This window comes from Pseudomonas sp. NPDC088368 (assembly GCF_044753445.1).
GTDB classification, from domain to species: Bacteria; Pseudomonadota; Gammaproteobacteria; order Pseudomonadales; family Pseudomonadaceae; genus Aquipseudomonas; species Aquipseudomonas bambusae.
In genome coordinates this window covers 322,412-338,130 of the sequence record NZ_JBIVNG010000006.1, presented here as the reverse complement: position 1 = coordinate 338,130, position 15,719 = coordinate 322,412, and the positions used below count along the sequence as shown (strand labels likewise).

Annotated in this window: 17 protein-coding genes; 12 read left to right on the top strand and 5 right to left on the bottom strand. The window is 61.0% G+C overall.

Features of this window, described 5'->3' with window-relative positions; genetic code table 11:
• Positions 1 to 2: 2 nt before the first annotated feature.
• From ACIQAL_RS15605 to ACIQAL_RS15595, 3 genes are all read left to right on the top strand, one after another.
• Positions 3 to 1,766, top strand: a complete 1,764-nt coding sequence (locus ACIQAL_RS15605) for a GMC family oxidoreductase (RefSeq protein WP_166597761.1) — start codon at positions 3 to 5, stop codon at positions 1,764 to 1,766.
• The gene (locus ACIQAL_RS15600; protein ID WP_401146871.1) at positions 1,763 to 2,989 is read left to right on the top strand and encodes a c-type cytochrome; all 1,227 of its coding nucleotides are present in this window, start codon (positions 1,763 to 1,765) and stop codon (positions 2,987 to 2,989) included. The genes ACIQAL_RS15605 and ACIQAL_RS15600 overlap by 4 nt, the downstream gene beginning before the upstream one ends.
• 416 nt (positions 2,990 to 3,405) lie before the next feature.
• On the top strand, positions 3,406 to 4,014 hold the full coding sequence (locus tag ACIQAL_RS15595) for an FMN-dependent NADH-azoreductase (protein WP_401146869.1): 609 nt from the start codon (positions 3,406 to 3,408) through the stop codon (positions 4,012 to 4,014).
• Here the strand turns inward: ACIQAL_RS15595 and ACIQAL_RS15590 are convergent.
• Entirely contained in the window at positions 4,009 to 4,431 is a 423-nt protein-coding gene (locus tag ACIQAL_RS15590; RefSeq protein WP_401146867.1) for a winged helix-turn-helix transcriptional regulator, read from the bottom strand. The genes ACIQAL_RS15595 and ACIQAL_RS15590 overlap by 6 nt on opposite strands.
• Positions 4,432 to 4,516: 85 nt before the next feature.
• Here ACIQAL_RS15590 and ACIQAL_RS15585 point away from each other — a divergent pair, with 85 nt between their 5' ends.
• From ACIQAL_RS15585 to ACIQAL_RS15575, 3 genes are all read left to right on the top strand, one after another.
• The gene (locus ACIQAL_RS15585; protein WP_401146865.1) at positions 4,517 to 5,374 is read left to right on the top strand and encodes an SDR family oxidoreductase; all 858 of its coding nucleotides are present in this window, start codon (positions 4,517 to 4,519) and stop codon (positions 5,372 to 5,374) included.
• A gap of 171 nt (positions 5,375 to 5,545) precedes the next feature.
• A complete protein-coding gene (locus tag ACIQAL_RS15580) occupies positions 5,546 to 5,854 on the top strand; it encodes an RcnB family protein (protein ID WP_401146862.1) in 309 nt (102 codons plus the stop codon).
• Positions 5,855 to 6,048: 194 nt separating this feature from the next.
• Positions 6,049 to 6,978 carry an AEC family transporter gene (locus ACIQAL_RS15575; protein WP_401146859.1) on the top strand — a complete coding sequence of 310 codons (930 nt, stop codon included), beginning with the start codon at positions 6,049 to 6,051 and terminating at the stop codon, positions 6,976 to 6,978.
• Positions 6,979 to 6,989: 11 nt separating this feature from the next.
• Here ACIQAL_RS15575 and ACIQAL_RS15570 read toward each other — a convergent pair whose 3' ends face one another.
• Positions 6,990 to 7,748: an SDR family NAD(P)-dependent oxidoreductase gene (locus ACIQAL_RS15570; RefSeq protein ID WP_401146857.1), complete on the bottom strand. Its 759-nt coding sequence runs from the start codon at positions 7,746 to 7,748 to the stop codon at positions 6,990 to 6,992.
• 123 nt (positions 7,749 to 7,871) lie between these two features.
• On the opposite strand from ACIQAL_RS15570, the gene ACIQAL_RS15565 reads away from it, so the two are divergent.
• From ACIQAL_RS15565 to ACIQAL_RS15545, 5 genes are all read left to right on the top strand, one after another.
• On the top strand, positions 7,872 to 8,777 hold the full coding sequence (locus ACIQAL_RS15565; protein ID WP_401146854.1) for a LysR family transcriptional regulator: 906 nt from the start codon (positions 7,872 to 7,874) through the stop codon (positions 8,775 to 8,777).
• Between the two features lie 152 nt (positions 8,778 to 8,929).
• On the top strand, positions 8,930 to 9,199 hold the full coding sequence (locus ACIQAL_RS15560; RefSeq protein ID WP_401146851.1) for a DUF2282 domain-containing protein: 270 nt from the start codon (positions 8,930 to 8,932) through the stop codon (positions 9,197 to 9,199).
• 55 nt (positions 9,200 to 9,254) lie between these two features.
• A complete protein-coding gene (locus ACIQAL_RS15555) occupies positions 9,255 to 10,085 on the top strand; it encodes a DUF692 domain-containing protein (protein WP_401146850.1) in 831 nt (276 codons plus the stop codon).
• Positions 10,082 to 10,831, top strand: a complete 750-nt coding sequence (locus tag ACIQAL_RS15550) for a putative DNA-binding domain-containing protein (RefSeq protein ID WP_401146847.1) — start codon at positions 10,082 to 10,084, stop codon at positions 10,829 to 10,831. The genes ACIQAL_RS15555 and ACIQAL_RS15550 overlap by 4 nt, the downstream gene beginning before the upstream one ends.
• A gap of 16 nt (positions 10,832 to 10,847) precedes the next feature.
• On the top strand, positions 10,848 to 11,318 hold the full coding sequence (locus tag ACIQAL_RS15545; RefSeq protein WP_341964361.1) for a DoxX family protein: 471 nt from the start codon (positions 10,848 to 10,850) through the stop codon (positions 11,316 to 11,318).
• 175 nt (positions 11,319 to 11,493) lie between these two features.
• Here ACIQAL_RS15545 and ACIQAL_RS15540 read toward each other — a convergent pair whose 3' ends face one another.
• Both ACIQAL_RS15540 and ACIQAL_RS15535 read right to left on the bottom strand, forming a co-directional pair.
• Positions 11,494 to 13,062 (bottom strand): GMC family oxidoreductase, encoded by a 1,569-nt coding sequence (locus ACIQAL_RS15540; protein ID WP_401146844.1) that lies wholly within the window; start codon positions 13,060 to 13,062, stop codon positions 11,494 to 11,496.
• Between the two features lie 11 nt (positions 13,063 to 13,073).
• A complete protein-coding gene (locus tag ACIQAL_RS15535) occupies positions 13,074 to 13,634 on the bottom strand; it encodes a tat (twin-arginine translocation) pathway signal sequence (RefSeq protein WP_401146841.1) in 561 nt (186 codons plus the stop codon).
• A 213-nt stretch (positions 13,635 to 13,847) separates the two neighbouring features.
• Between ACIQAL_RS15535 and gloA the strand changes: the two genes are divergently transcribed.
• Positions 13,848 to 14,375, top strand: coding sequence for a lactoylglutathione lyase (gene gloA, locus ACIQAL_RS15530; RefSeq protein WP_401146838.1), 528 nt, complete (start codon positions 13,848 to 13,850; stop codon positions 14,373 to 14,375).
• 36 nt (positions 14,376 to 14,411) lie between these two features.
• On the opposite strand, the gene ACIQAL_RS15525 is transcribed toward gloA, so the two are convergent.
• Complete coding sequence (locus ACIQAL_RS15525) at positions 14,412 to 15,665, bottom strand: serine hydrolase domain-containing protein (protein WP_401146836.1); 1,254 nt, start codon at positions 15,663 to 15,665, stop codon at positions 14,412 to 14,414.
• Between the last annotated feature and the right edge of the window lie 54 nt (positions 15,666 to 15,719).

Here is a 15,719-nt window from a genome sequence, read left to right as displayed (position 1 = left end):
ACATGGCCAAAAAACTACCTTCCACGGACGTCGTGGTTGTCGGGCTCGGCTGGGCCGGGTCCATCATCGCCAACGAACTGGCGGATGAAGGGCTGAACATCATCGGTTTCGAACGTGGCCCGTGGCGCGACACCGCCGCCGACTTCAACATCGCGTCCGCCGCTGACGAATTGCGCTACAACCGTCGTCAGGACCTGATGCTGCGCACGCGCCAGAACACCACGACGATTCGCAACAACGTCACTGAAACCGCGCTGCCGATGCGCAGCTGGGGATCGTTCCACCCCGGCAATGGCACGGGCGGCGCAGGCAACCACTGGGCGGGCATCACCTTCCGCTTCCAGCCCCATGAATTCCGTCTGCACAGCTACCTGACCGAGCGTTACGGCAAAGAGCTGTCGCCCGAATTGACCCTGCAAGACTGGGGCACCGACTGGGACGAAATGGAGCCGTTCTACACCAAGTTCGATCGCCTGGCGGGCGTATCGGGCAAGGCCGGCAACATCAAGGGCGTGATCCAGGAAGGCGGCAACACCTTCGAAGGCGCGCGTTCCGAGGAATACCCGAACCCGCCGACCGAGCAGACCTACGCGCCGACCCTGTTCGCCGAAGCCGCAAAAAACCTGGGCTACAAACCCTTCCCGGTGCCTTCGGCGCTGGTGTCCAAGCCTTACGTCAACTCCCTTGGCGTGGCGATGGGCCCGTGCACCTATTGCGGGTTCTGCACCAACTACGGCTGCGCCAACTATTCCAAGGCCAGCGCCATTACCACCGTATTACCGGTGCTGATCCGCAAGCCAAACTTCACCGCGATGACCAACTGCGAAGTCCTGCGTGTGACCATGGACAGCAGCGGCAAACGCGCCACCGGCATCGTCTACATGGACGCCAACGGTGACGAGTGGGAACAGCCCGCCGAACTGGTGGTGATCAGCGCGTTCATCTTCGAAAACGTGCGCCTGATGCTGCTGTCCGGCGTCGGTCAACCGTACGACCCGGTCACCAACACCGGCACCACGGGCCGCAATTACGCCTACCAGACTGCCAACAGCGTGCGGATGTTCTTCGATGACAAGAACTTCAACCCGTTCATCGGCGGTGGCGCCATCGGCATGGGCATCGACGAGTTCAACAACGACAACTTCGACCATTCGGGTCTGGGGTTCGTCGGCGGCGGCAGCACCCGGGTCACCCCGATTGGCGCAGCGCCCATCGACTCGCGCCCTCTCCCGCCAGGCACCCCGGCCTGGGGTTCGGAATGGAAGAAAGCCACGGTCAAGAACTACGCCGCCAACATGTCCATCGGCTGTGAAGCGAGCAGTTACGCGACCCGCACCAACTACCTGTCCCTCGATCCGACGTACAAAGACCCTCTGGGCCGCCCGCTGCTGCGCATCACCTTCGACTTCCCGGAGAACGACCGCAAGATGGCGGCCTACGTCACAGGCAAGGTCGGGGAAATCGCCAAGAGCATGAACCCGCGTCAAATGGTGCCCAGCGCACAGACCGGCCACTGGAACAGCTCGCCGTATCAGTCGTCGCACATCGTCGGTGGCTTCATCATGGGCGCCGATCCGAAGAACAGTTCGGTCAACAAATACCTGCAAGTGTGGGGCGTGCCGAACCTGTTCGTGGTCGGTTCCTCGGCCTTCCCGCAGAACCCTGGCTACAACCCGACCGGCACCGTGGCCGCGTTGGCCTTCAAAGCGGCGGATGCCATTCGCACCCGCTACCTCAAGCGTCCAGGGGAGATGATCAGCGTATGAAGACGCTTCTGACTGCCTGTGCGGGCGTTATCGCACTGTCCGTTTCCCTGGCTCACGCCGAAACCGGCGCGGATTCCTACAACCTCGTGCAAAAAGGCCGCTACCTGGCCACGGTCGGCGACTGCACCGCGTGCCACACCCTGCCGGGCAAGCCGCTGTTTTCCGGTGGTGTGGTGCTTGATACGCCATTCGGCAAACTGGCCGGCGCCAACATCACGCCGGACCCGGTGAATGGCATCGGTCGCTGGACTTTCGACGACTTCCAGAACGCCATGTCCAAAGGCCACGGTCTGGACGGCAAACGCCTGTACGGCGCCATGCCGTACACCGCGTACACCAAGGTGCGTCGCGAGGACAACCTGGCGATTTTTGCGTACCTGAAAACCGTCGATGCGTCGGATAACAAGGTCGATACCAACCAGTTGCCCTTCCCGTTCAACGTGCGCACCAGCCTGATCGGCTGGAACCTGCTCAACTTCAAGGAAGGCGAATTCACGGCCAATCCGCAGAAGTCCGAGCAATGGAACCGCGGTGCGTATCTGGTGGAAGGCCTGGGCCACTGCGGCACCTGCCACACGCCGAAGAACATCACCGGCGGTGACAAGGGCGATCAGTTCCTGATGGGCGCCAACCTGCAGAACTGGGTGGCACCGAACATCACCTCCAGCGGCCACGACGGTCTCCAGGCCTGGAACGAAAACGACATCGTTCAGTACCTGAAAACCGGCGCCAACCGCTTCGACATCGCTTCCGGGCCGATGGCTGAAGAGGTGGAACACTCGTCGCAGCACTGGAACGATCAGGACCTGATGGCCGTTGCCGTCTACCTGAAAGACGGCGCCAAGCCGGTGGATGCGCCGAAGCCGGTTGCGGCCACGGACGCCTTAGTGGTCGCAGGCAAGGCGATCTACGCTGACCGCTGCTCGGCATGCCACACGCCGAACGGTGAAGGCGCTGCTCACCTGTTCCCGAAACTGGCCATGGCCCCGCTGATCAACAGCAACGACCCGTCGTCGCTGATCCGCGTGGTCTTGGCAGGCAGCCGCGCAGGCGCCACCGACGCGGCACCCACTGCGCCGGCGATGCCTGCGTTCGGCTGGAACCTGTCGGATGACAACGTCGCCGACGTCCTGACCTACGTGCGCAACACCTGGGGCAACGCTGCGCCCGCGGTGTCCAGTGCTGAGGTGAAAGACGTGCGTGAAGCGTTGACGCCGAAGTAAGTTTCGGACGCTATACTGCAAACGAAAAATGCCTGGCCTCAGTGATGGGGTCGGGCATTTTCTTGGATTCCAGTTTCTGCCGAAGACGTGGTGTGGTTCAGTTTTTTGATTCTGCCCGGAGGGCGTGGGAGTTGGCTTGCCTACGATCGGCCGGGCACCGGCAGTAAATCCGATGCATGCGGCGTATCAGGCAAATACAGTCGTCAGGTTTTGCTGCCGCTTCGCGACAGATCGTCTGATCGCAGCCCGGAGCAAGCAACGCTCCCACGGCCTGCGGCCAGAATCAAAAGCAAACAGGTCAGTCCCACGGTCTCCAGAATCAAAAGCATTTTGCGCCCAGCGAAAACCAACTCACCCCACCCACGGTCTTCTGCTATCACTGATGCTCACGCTCCCATCACGCAGAGGCCACGACCATGCCGCACTTGCTCTACATCGAAAGCTCGCCCCGCAAACAACGCTCCGCGACGATCGAGGTCGCCAAGGCTTTTATCGATGCCTGGCAGGCGCAGCACACCATTGCCACGGTGGACACGCTGGACGTGTGGAATGAACCGCTGCCCGCCTTCGACGGCGCAACGCTGGACGCTAAATACGCGGGCATTCAAGGCGTGGAGTGCACACCTGAACAGGCGGCCGCATGGGCCCGCATCACCGAACTGGCGGAGCGTTTCGTCAAGGCCGACATCATTCTGTTCGGCGTGCCGATGTGGAATTTCGGCATCCCCTACACCCTCAAGCATTTGATCGACGTGGTCAGCCAGAAAGACCTGCTGTTCACCTTCGATGAACGCGGGTTGAACGGCCTGCTCGGCGGTCGCAAGGTGGTGGTCATCGCCGCCCGCGGTGCGCCGCTGGACCGCGCCGAACACCAGATTGCCTACATGACCACCTGGAGCGAAATGGTCGGCATCGACGAACAGTTCAACATCATCATCGAGAAAACCCTGCTCGGCCCGGACGTCGACGCCGAATCCCGCCAGACCGCGACGAAAGCCGCCATCGACCTCGCCGCCACTTTATAACGGCTCGGCCACTTCAACCCCGCGAGCCTCCCGCGCGTCCAGAATGCGCGGGAGGTTCTGCTCGATCCACGTGGTCAGGCCGTCGACCTGCAAGGCAACTTCCTTGCCCATGGGCGTCAGCGTGTATTCAACGTGAGGCGGGACGACGGGCAGCGCCTTACGATCCACGAAACCGTCCTGCTCCAGACTTTGCAGGGTTTGCGAGAGCATCTTCTCGCTGACCCCGCCGATCTTGCGGCGCAGCTCACTGAACCGGTGCATGCCATCCAGCAGCACCACCAATACCAGCACGCCCCAACGGCTGCACACATGATTGAGAATTTCCCGGGACGGGCAATCCCGGGCCAGCACTTCGCCCATGCGAATGCGTTCGAGCAGGGAAACGTTTTCGCTGGACGGCGCAGAAATATCGTTCATGACACTTACCTTTTTGTACGTACTTACGAAAGGTTAGCATGCCCTTTATGCTGAGCCCACATTCAACGTCACTGAGGAACACATCATGATCGTCATCACCGGTGCATCGGGTCAGTTGGGCCATCTGGTTATCGCCGAACTGCTGAAGACAGTCCCCGCTTCGCAGATCGTCGCTGTCGCACGCGACCTTGAAAAAGCCGCCGACCTCGCCGCGAAAGGCGTGCAGGTCCGCCACGGCGACTACACGAAACCCGAGACGCTAGACAGCGCGTTCAAGGGCGCTGAAAAGGTCCTGCTGATTTCCTCCGACGCCGTGGGCACCCGCGTGCCGCAGCATCAGGCCGTGATCGACGCCGCCAAACGAGCGGGCGTGAAGCTGCTCGGCTACACCAGCGTGCTGCGCGCGGACACCTCGTTGTTGGGTCTGGCAGGTGAACACCGTGACACCGAAAGCGCCCTCAAGGCCTCGGGCGTACCGTCTGTGGTGCTGCGCAACGGCTGGTACCACGAGAACTACACCGCCAGCATCCCGCCCGCCCTCGCCCATGGCCAATTATTCGGCAGCGCCGGTGAAGGCCGCATCAGTTCCGCCGCCCGCGCCGATTACGCCGCAGCGGCCGCTGCTGTGCTGACCTCTTCTGACAATCAGGCGGGCAAGGTCTACGAACTGGCCGGTGATGCGTTCTACACGCTGACCGATCTGGCCGCCGAGGTGACCCGCCATGCGAACAAACCGGTTGCATACATCAATCTGCCGGAAGCCGACTACAAAGCCGCCTTGCTGAACGTCGGTCTGCCCGAATTCGTCGCCGAGCTGCTGGCCAACTCCGACGCCGCCGCTGCCAAAGGTGCCTTGTTCGATGACAGCCGTCAGTTGAGTGCGTTGATCGGTCGCCCAACCACACCGTTCACTGAAGCCGTAAATCAGGCATTGACGCACTAAAGCTTTAGAACGTCGTATGCCTACGGCGTCTCGGCAACCCGAATACCGGAGCCTTCCGACGCCGTGGGCAAGCGTGCTTACCAGGCACCCTGCGCAAAACGACTGAATGATCGAGACCTTTGACGGTCGGACCTTATGACGGCGCATTACGCGCTGGATAAGGAGCTTCGAATGAACAGCAAATCGTTTATCGCTGGCCTGACGATCCTGGGCTGCGTGTCGCTCGCCAGTTTCGCCGTGCAGGCAGAAGACGCCCCTGCGCAAACCGTTCAATCGTCCAAGGACAACCTTCGCGACCTCGAAAAAGGCGACCGTGTGCCGGAGAAATTCCAGCGTCCCGGCGAAGCCATCAAGGACTGGAAAGCCAAAGGCCTCCACGCCCCCGCCGAACAGAGTCAGTGGGTGCGCATCAACAACAAATACGTACAGGTCCAGACCACCAACGGCCAGATCACCGACATCGCGCCGATGAAGAAATAATGCACCGTTCCGGTGCTCGAACTTCCCTCGGGCACCCTCCCCGCGCCAACCGCTCTAGATCAGGCCTGTCATCCCGAAAAAATGCGTCCTAAGGGCGAGAAAGGTTGGACGCTAACGATTTCCGACTTTAATCTTTGCCGCTTGTTTCAAGCCTCCCTTCTGAGGGTTCTTTCAAACGCCAGGGCCGAGAGTCGATGTCTTCCGTTTTGAATGTTTTGCTGCCGATCTTCGCCTTGATTCTGGTCGGTTACCTGTGCCGACGCACCAACCGGCTCGGCCCGACCGCCGCCTCGGAAATCAACCGGATGGTGGTGTGGCTGTGTCTTCCCGCCCTGCTTTTCACCGCCACGGCCACCGCCACGTGGGAGCAAATCTGGCACCCCGGATTTGTGCTGGTGTTCACCCTCTCGACGATGGTCATGTTCGTCATCACCCTGCTGTTGCGGCGTAAAAAGGCCGGTCACTTTGCCGACGCCAGCATCGACGCCTTGAGCGCTTCCTACGCCAACACGGGTTACATCGGCATTCCGCTGTGCGTGATGGTGCTGGGCCAGAGCGGCCTTGAACCGGCGCTGATCGCGTCGTTGATCGTGGTCTGCGTGCTGTTCGGCATAACGCTGGTGTGCATCGAAATCGGCCTGCAAAGCGAAGCCCACGTGCACCGCATCGTGCTCAAGGTGTTGGGTGCGCTGGCGAAAAACCCGCTGGTGGTGTCGCCGATTCTGGGTGCGTGCTGGGCGTGGACGGGCATGCCGTTGCCGGGGCCGGTGGACAAATTCCTCAGCCTGCTGGGCGCGGCGACCACCCCGTGTGCGCTGATTTCTTTGGGCCTGTTTCTGGCGCAGAAACAACAAGGCCCGCGCCATGGCACGAGCCTGTTGGTGTTGATCAAACTGATCGCCCATCCCCTGTTGACGTGGTTTCTGGCGTTCAAGGTCTTCCACCTGCCGCCGCTGTGGGCGAACTCCGCATTGCTGCTCAGCGCCCTGCCCACCGGCACCGGGCCGTTCATGCTCGCCGAATACTACAAACGCGAGGCGTCGGTGGTCTCCAGCACGATCCTGATTTCAACCCTGGGTTCGCTGGTGACGCTGTCGTTGTGCATTTATTACATCAACGGCTGAGCGACCGGTCGTCAGACGAACATTCCGCCCGACGCCTCGATGCGCTGCGCGGTGATCCAGCGCCCGCCATCGCCCAGCAGCATCGAAATCGCTGCCCCGATGTCGTCCGGCAGACCGACGCGGCCCAACGCGGTGTTGGACGCGACCCACGCATTCACATCGGCGTTGTCCCGCACAGTGCCGCCGCCGAAGTCTGTCTCGATGGCGCCAGGGGCCAAGGCGTTCACGGTGATCCCGCGAGGCCCCAGTTCGTTGGCCAGGTAGCGGGTCCAGACTTCGATACCGCCCTTCATCGACGCATACGCCGCGTAGCCCACCGGTGAGAACCGCGCCAGGCCGGATGAGATGTTGACGATCCGCCCACCGTCGGCGATCAGCGGCAAGAGTTTCTGGGTCAGGAAAAACGGCCCCTTGAAATGCACGTTCATCAACTGGTCGAACTGCGCCTCGGTGGTCTCCGCGCAACTGGCGTACATGCCGATACCCGCATTGTTGACCAGAAAATCAAAGCGCTCCGCCTTGAAATAAGCACTCAGCAGCGCCGACACCTGCGTGGCAAACGTCTCGAAACGGCTGCTGTCGCCCACGTCCAGTTGCAGCATCTTGACCTTGCCACCCAGGCTTTCGATCTCAGCGACTACACGCTGCGCCTCCTCTTCACGGCTGTGGTAAGTGCCGATGATGGCCACGCCTTCCCGTGCCAGATGCAGCGCTGCGCTTTTGCCCAGGCCGCGGCTGGCGCCGGTGATGATCGCGATCTTTTGACTCATGGTAATGCCCTCAATTGGCTGTATTCAGTCAGTGGCGACCACTGTATTGTTCGGCGCATCACCAGATAAACCCGCATGGATCGACATGACTGATCGACCATCACGAACAATAGGCCTCCCACCATGAACAAACTCGACCTGCTCAAGACCTTCGTCCGAGTCGCGGAACTGTCCAGTTTCACGCTGGCCAGCGATGCATTGGGGCTGCCGCGCTCCAGCGTGTCGGAACAGATTCGTGCCCTCGAACAGTTGCTCGACACCCGGCTGCTTCAGCGCACCACGCGCAAAGTCCAGACCACACCGGATGGCCAGGCGCTGTACGAACGCAGCAAGGATTTGCTCGCACAGATGGACGAACTGGAAGGCCTGTTTCGTCAGGACAACGCCGTGCTCAGCGGCCGACTGCGGGTGGACATGCCCACCGCCGTCGCCCGTCGGTTGGTCATGCCGCGCCTTCGCGAATTCATCGACCGGCATCCCCTGATCGAACTGGAGATCAGCAGCACCGACCGACGCGTCGACCTGATACGCGAAGGATTCGATTGCGTGATGCGGGTCGGTGAGCTGCCGGACACCACGCTGGTAGCACGCAAGATCGGCCACTTCCAGATGGTCAACTGTGTCAGCGTCGAATACGCCGAGCGGTTCGGGATTCCGCAGACCCTCGACGACCTGCAGCGGCATCAACTGATCAACTATGTGTCAGCGTTCGGCGCCAGCACGGCAACGTTCGAATACCACCGGGACGGCAAGGACCATCAGGTGCCGATGCCCAGCAGCGTCACGGTCAATTACATCGAAGCCTACGAAGCCGCGTGCCTCGGTGGGCTGGGCATCGTGCAGGTGCCGCGACTGGCGCACGAGTACCAGTTCGAACGCGGCGAATTGGTGGAAGTCCTGCCGGATTACCTGCCCGCCCCGATGCCTGTCTCGCTGCTCTACGCCCACCGGCGGCACCTGCCGCAACGCTGCCGGGTGTTCATGGACTGGCTGTCCAACCTGTTGCTCGAATACGGCGTGGTGGGCTGATTTCAGGGTGACCGGAAGTTTTTTAAAAAAAATCTGCAGAGGGCCGTAACCGATTTCGAATCTCCAGCGAACTACCCCTCGAATCTGATGCACAGCATGGCTGTCATGCCGGTGCCGCGATTCTCTCATTCAAAAACCTGGAGATACACCTGATGAAAACTCTTTCCCTCGCTGCTGTCGCTCTGGCTTTCGCTTCCATCGCTACAGGCGTCAGCGCTGCTGAAACCGGCTCCGCGCCTGCCATGGAAAAATGCTACGGCGTATCGATGGCTGGCAAAAACGATTGCAAGGCTGGCGCCGGTACCACCTGCGCAGGCACCTCCAAAACCGACTACCAGACCAACGCCTGGAAAAACGTACCCGCTGGCACTTGCACCTCCATCAAGACCCCACACGGCACCGGTTCGCTGACCTCGATGTAATTCGTCAGACCTGAAACGCTGAACGCTTGAACCATCGCAAGGGCAGACGTCGATCATGAACACCCCTTCTACACTGGGCGCAGGACTGGGCCTAAAGGCCGACCACTACGAGGCCGCACACGACTGCGCGGCCACCGGTTTGTGGTTTGAAGTCCACCCGGAAAACTACATGATCGACGGCGGCCCTCGCCTGGCATGGCTGGAAGCAATCGGCAGTCGCCACCCGCTTTCGTTGCACGGTGTTTCCCTGTCGCTGGCGGCCGATTCGGCGCCGGACACCGAACACCTCCAGCGGCTCAAAGCCCTCGCCGACCGCGTTCAGCCAGCCCTTATTTCCGAGCACCTCGCCTGGTCCACCTGGCGGGGTCAGTATCACCCCGATCTGCTGCCCTTCCCTCGCACCGAGGAAGCCTTGCAGCGCATCGCCGACAACGTGCACCGCACCCAGGCTTTCCTCGGGCGGCGGCTGGCCATCGAAAACCCCAGCCATTACCTCGCGCTGGACGGCCATGACTTCAGCGAAATCGACTTCCTTGCCGAACTGAGCCAACGCACCGGCTGCGGCCTGCTGCTGGACATCAACAACGTTTTCCTGAGTGCCCATAACATGGGCTACGACGCCAATGCCTACGTGGATGCCTTTCCCGGTGAGGCCATTCTGGAAATTCACCTGGCAGGGCACAGCGTCGATCCCGGCGGCGCGTCGCTGCTGATCGACTCTCACGATGCGCCGGTGGCCGAACCGGTCTGGGCCTTGTATGAACGGCTGATTCGGCGCATCGGCCCTCGCCCGACCCTGATCGAGCGGGACGATAATCTGCCATCGTTCACTGAACTGTTGCTGGAGCGGGACCGGGCACAAGCGCTGCTGGAGGCCGTGTCATGAAACTGCAAGCGTTCCAGGACGCGTTCGTTGAAGCCCTCTATGACCCCAACGCCGTAGCACTGTCGAGGGTGACGGAGCAACCGGGTTTCACGGTGTACCGCAACACCGTGATGAAAGGCGCGGTCGATGCACTGATTGCCAACTTCCCCACGGTCGAGCGCCTCGTGGGCAGTGACTGGTTGACGGCAGCAGCGTCGATTCATGCGCAACAAACGCCCCCGTCGGATGCGCGATTGATCCATCACGGCCGCGCATTCCCTGAGTTTCTCGATCAATTCGAACACGCCAGCGACTTACCGTATCTGGGCAATGTCGCCCGACTGGATTTGCTCTGGACCCACTGCCACACCGCCCTCGACGAACCCGGTCTGGACATGAATCACATCGCCCGCCTTGCGCCGGAACAGCTCGCTTCATTGTTGCTGAAACCCAGGGCGGCCGCGCGTTGGACCTGGTTTGCGGACCAACCTGTTTTCAGCATCTGGCGTCATAACCGCGAGGGGCTGGCAATGCCGGAACAGCTGGATTGGCGAGGTGAAGGCGCGTTGCTGGTGCGCAGCGAAGGCGCGGTCGGCTGGCAACCGCTGGACGTGGGCGGCTGCGGTTTTCTCGACGCTTGCGCCGCCGGCCAGACATTGGCCCAGGCCGCCGAACACGCCAGTGCCCTGCAACCCTCGCTGGACATTCTTGAACTGCTGACACGACTGGTCAGCGCCGATGTTTTCGCCGCGACCGACTCACACTGATCCATTGGAGGACGCCATGGACACTCTGCACACTGACACCTCGCAATCCCACACTCTGCGCGGCGGCTGGAATCGCTTCGCCGACCGACTTTCGCTGTTGATCACCGACTCGGTGCTGTCACTGGTCGCACGCATCGCCATCGCAGGCATTTTTCTGATGTCGGGGCGCACCAAGGTCGAAGGGTTTCTGACCATTACCGACAGCACCTACGAACTGTTTCGCAGTGAGTACAAACTGCCGCTGATTCCCCCGGAAATTGCCGCGCATCTGGCGGCCTATGCTGAGCACTTCTTCCCGCTGCTATTGATCCTCGGCCTGTTTTCGCGACTGTCGGCCTTTGCCTTGCTGGGCATGACGCTGGTGATCGAAATATTCGTCTACCCGGATGCGTGGGTGACTCACCTGAGCTGGGCCGGGCTGCTGCTGATCATCATCGGCAAAGGCGCGGGGCCGCTGTCGCTGGATCGGAAGTTCGGGATTCGGTGATTGGCTGATTCGGGATGTGCTTCTGCCCGAAGGCGTCCAAACAAATCTGAATGCACCACAGATCCGCTTCTGCCGAAGGCGTGGGAGCAGGCAAGCCAGCTCCTACGGCCTTCGGGCAGAAGCAGATCCGCGCAAATCATGCCGTCCGATATAAAGAACTAACGTGCGGCCGCCATCAAACTGTCCGCGTATTCATCGCTTCCGCTATAAACTCCGCCTGCCGAATCGCCAACGTCACGATGGTCAACGTCGGATTCTCCCCCGCACTGGTGGTGAACTGGCTGCCATCCGAAATGAACAGGTTCGGAATCTCATGGCTCTGCCCATGCTGGTTGCACACCCCATCCTGCGGCTTTTCGCTCATGCGGCAGGTGCCCAGGTTGTGGGTCGAAGGGTACGGCGGCACACGGAACGTTTTCACCGCGCCGACAGATGAATACAGCGCTTCACCTTGCTTGAATGCGTGTTCGCGCATCGCCAGGTCATTCGGGTGATCGTCGTAATGCACGTTGGGCACCGGCAGGCCGTACTTGTCCTTGACGCTGTCGTTGAGGGTAATCCGGTTGCTTTCCTGAGGCATGTCTTCGCCGACGATCCACATCCCTGCAAGCTTGCTGTACTGCTCCATCACATCGGTGAAATCCCGGCCCCACGCCCCCGGATTGAAAAACGCCGCGAGGAACGATGGCCCAAGGGAGATCGTTTCCATCTCATAACCGCCGACGAAGCCGCGATCCGGCTTGTGGTGAATCTCGTCGCTGACAATCCCGGCCATGATGGTGCCGCGATAGAAGTGTACCTCCTCGGGAAACGACGCGAAGACAGTACCGGTGGTGTGGCGCATGTAATGTTTGCCGACCATCCCCGAGCCATTCGCCAGACCGTGAGGGAACTGACTGCTGGCCGAATTGAGCAATAACCGTGGGGTTTCGATGGAGTTACCGGCGACCGCCACCACCCGCGCCTTTTGCCGCTGTTCCTTGCCGAGCCCGTCGAAATAGACCACCGCGTTGACCCGACCCCTGTCGTCGTGCTCGATTTTCGCCACATGGCATTGGGTACGCAGTTCCAGCTTGCCCGTGGCTTCAGCGGCGGGGATTTCGGTGTACAGCGTCGACCATTTAGCCCCCATCTTGCAGCCCTGGAAGCAGAAGCCCAACTGCTGACACCCGGCCCGATCGCCACGGGGTTTGCTGTTGATCGCCATGTGCCCTGTGGAGCATTCCTTGTAGCCCATCTTCTGCGCGCCGTTGTACAGCACCTTGAAGTTGTTGTTACCCGGCAATCCTTCGATGTTGTTAGTGCGAGTCACGCCCATTTTGTCCTCGGCGCGGGCGTAATACGGTTCCATCTCGGCCAGAGTGATGGGCCAGTTCAAGAGATTGGCGCCCTGCACCTGGCCGTAGGTGTCCAGTGCGCGGAATTCGTGCTCCTGAAAACGCAGGCTCGCGCCCGCCCAGTGGGTGGTGGTGCCGCCAACGGTCTTGCAGATCCAGGCGGGCAGATTGGGGAAGTCCTTGGCCACCCGCCATGAGCCTGAAGTGGTGCGCATGTCACCCCAGGACAGTTGCGAAAAAGAAGGCCACTCGTCATTGATGAATGTGCCCGTGGACTGACGCGCCCCGGCTTCCAGCAACACCACCGACACGCCCTTTTGGCACAGTTCGTTGGCCAGCGTCCCGCCGCCCGCGCCCGAGCCAATGATCACCACGACCGAATCGTCATCCAGGTTGTACGTTGTCATGATTGCGCTCCTCAGGCTGGGACACTCGGGCTGGCATCGACAGGCGGGTTGGGCAGCCATTTCAGGTCGTTGAACCCGCGATGGATGTAACCGCCTTTGGGGAAGGACGCGCCTTCATAGCCGAAGTGCTTGTACGCCAGCTCGTTGCTGTAAAGGCTGTTAACCGACACACCGCGCACCAGCGCGAAAAACGGCCCGGTCTGCACGTCCTTGAGAATGCCCACTTGCTTGTCTTCAGCGAGCGAAGCCCAGTCGCCGCCTGCGCGCTGGTCCAGATCGGCCAGCCCCTGCTTCAGGGTGTCGGCGACGCCGGGGTCCGCGGAGGCTTTTTCATCGAGGGCCTTGACGGAAAACGCATAAACCGCGTCTTCCATGGTGTCGTGGGGGAAGATGCGCCGGATAACCAGCAAGAGCTTGCTGCCAGTGGCGCTGTCCAGCGTGTTCATCTCCAATGCCCAGGTCCGGCTTGGAGCAAGCAGTGCAACAGGGCCGGAACCAAACACCAGCGTTCCCAGCAACAGCCCGCCGCTTCCTTGCAAAAAGCGGCGACGATCGAGTATCAGGTCACTCATGGCTTTTGTCCTTGTTATTTTTTTTGTCGGTGCAATCAAGCTGAATTGATAGTAGTAGCGCCGTGGAGGGAAAGGTAATAGCGGTCTACTACGTGGTTATAAGCCTGGACCAGGTGCGTGTCGGCAAACGACAACCCGGTAGTAATCCGGTATTACCCGCCCCGCCCGCGGCCTTTCTAGACTGTCGGCTTCACTCATCACGAGCAGCCTGCCATGTCTTTCGTCAGCGAAACCCAACCCGGTGTGTGCCTCACGCCGGACGCCGTCACTCAGGAGTACGTGTTCAACCACACGATGTTGCGGGTGAAGGACCCCGAGCGTTCGCTGGATTTCTATACGCGGGTGCTGGGGATGCGGCTCATGCGCCAGGTGGATTTTCCCGAAGGGAAGTTTTCGCTGCTGTTTCTGGCGATGACCAAAGGCGAGGCAGTGCCGGAGGATGCGTCGGCACGCATGAGTCATACCTTCAGCCGGGAATCGGTGCTGGAGCTGACCCACAACTGGGGCACTGAAAGCGACGACTCGCAGTACCACAACGGCAACAAGGACCCGCGGGGTTTCGGGCACATCTGCTTTTCAGTGCCTGACATTGAGGCCGCCTGCGCCCGTTTCGAATCCTTGGGCGTGCCCTTCGTCAAACGGTTGGACAAAGGCATGAAACACGTTGCCTTCATCAGCGATCCGGACGAGTACTGGGTCGAAATCGTGCAGGCGGACCTGTTGGGCAATCTGGGGCAGTAAGCCGCCCTTTTCCGGGCGGCTTCATCGGCGACGTCGCTAGTCGAGCGCTGCCACCACCGCATCAAAAAACGCCAGCGGCGCGATGAGATTGCGGCGCAGCGGCTTGGGTTGATCGCCAAAGGTGACGATCACCACGTTGTGCGTCGGGTTGATGTAGATGTTCTGGCCCTGCATGCCGATGGCCGAATAGGCGCCGTCCTTGATCGAGGCTTCGGTCCGGCCCGGCCACCACATGTAGCCGTAGTTCAACGGGCTGCCGTCCTTGAGCACCTTGGGAGCGGTGGCTTCCTGAACCCAACCCTGCGGCAGAATCGACTGGCCGGCGATCTTGCCGCCGTTCATGAAAAACAGCCCGAAACGCCCGAAATCCCGCAGCGTCGCGCTGATGCCACTGCCGCCGATTTCCTGGCCATTGGGCGAGTCCAGCCACCACTTGGCGTCGTGTTCCATGCCGAACGGTCGCCAGATTTTCTGCTCCAGGTAGTCGGACAGCGGCATCTTCACGGCACTGCGAATGACTTCTTCCAGCACTTGAGTCTCGCCCGTGCTGTAGTTGTTGACCGTGCCAGGTTCGGCCGCTTTCGGCAAACTCGCCATCAGCGTCATCGCCGCCCCCGGGGTCTGGGCAATCTGCGCCCGCAACAGCGCGCGGCGGTCGGATGAAGGGTCGGTAAACGCTTCGCTCCATTTCACCCCGGACGTCATCGTCAGCACGTTGCGAATCGTCACACCCTCGTAAGCGCTGCCCTTGAGGCGCGGCACGTAATCGACGACGGGATCGTCGAGGCTTTTGATCGCGCCGTCATGCAACGCCGCAGCCGCCAGCGTGGAGGTGACGGACTTGGCCATGGACATCGACATCCAGCGGGTCCTGTCGGTGTTGCCGCGCTGGTAGGTCTCGTAGGCGACTTTGCCGTCCTTGATCACCAGCATCGCGGTAATGCTGTCCACCGCGACGTAGTCGAACAGGTCGTACTTCTTGCCTTCATAGGTGAAGTGGACGTTGTCCAGCTGTTGAGGCGCTTTCGGCAGGGCGTAAGGATGGTCGCTTCCGTCGATGGTACGCGTGGGGAACAGTCGATCGATGTTGCGGTAAGTGCTGACGGCGAGGTCAGGCAGCATCGTGCCTTCGTAAATCTGCTCGACGGTGCCGATGGGTTCGTGGGCGTGGGGGTACTCGTAGTCGTCTTTGGCCCAGGCATCGGGCATGGCCGCGAGGGCGAACAGGCCGAGGGAAACGGTGAATGGCTGCAAGCGCAGAAAAGGACGGGAAACCGCTCGTGCCAACATAAAACATCCTTGCTTTTGCGTTGAAATCGGGCCGATGGGCCACTGAATCGAAGG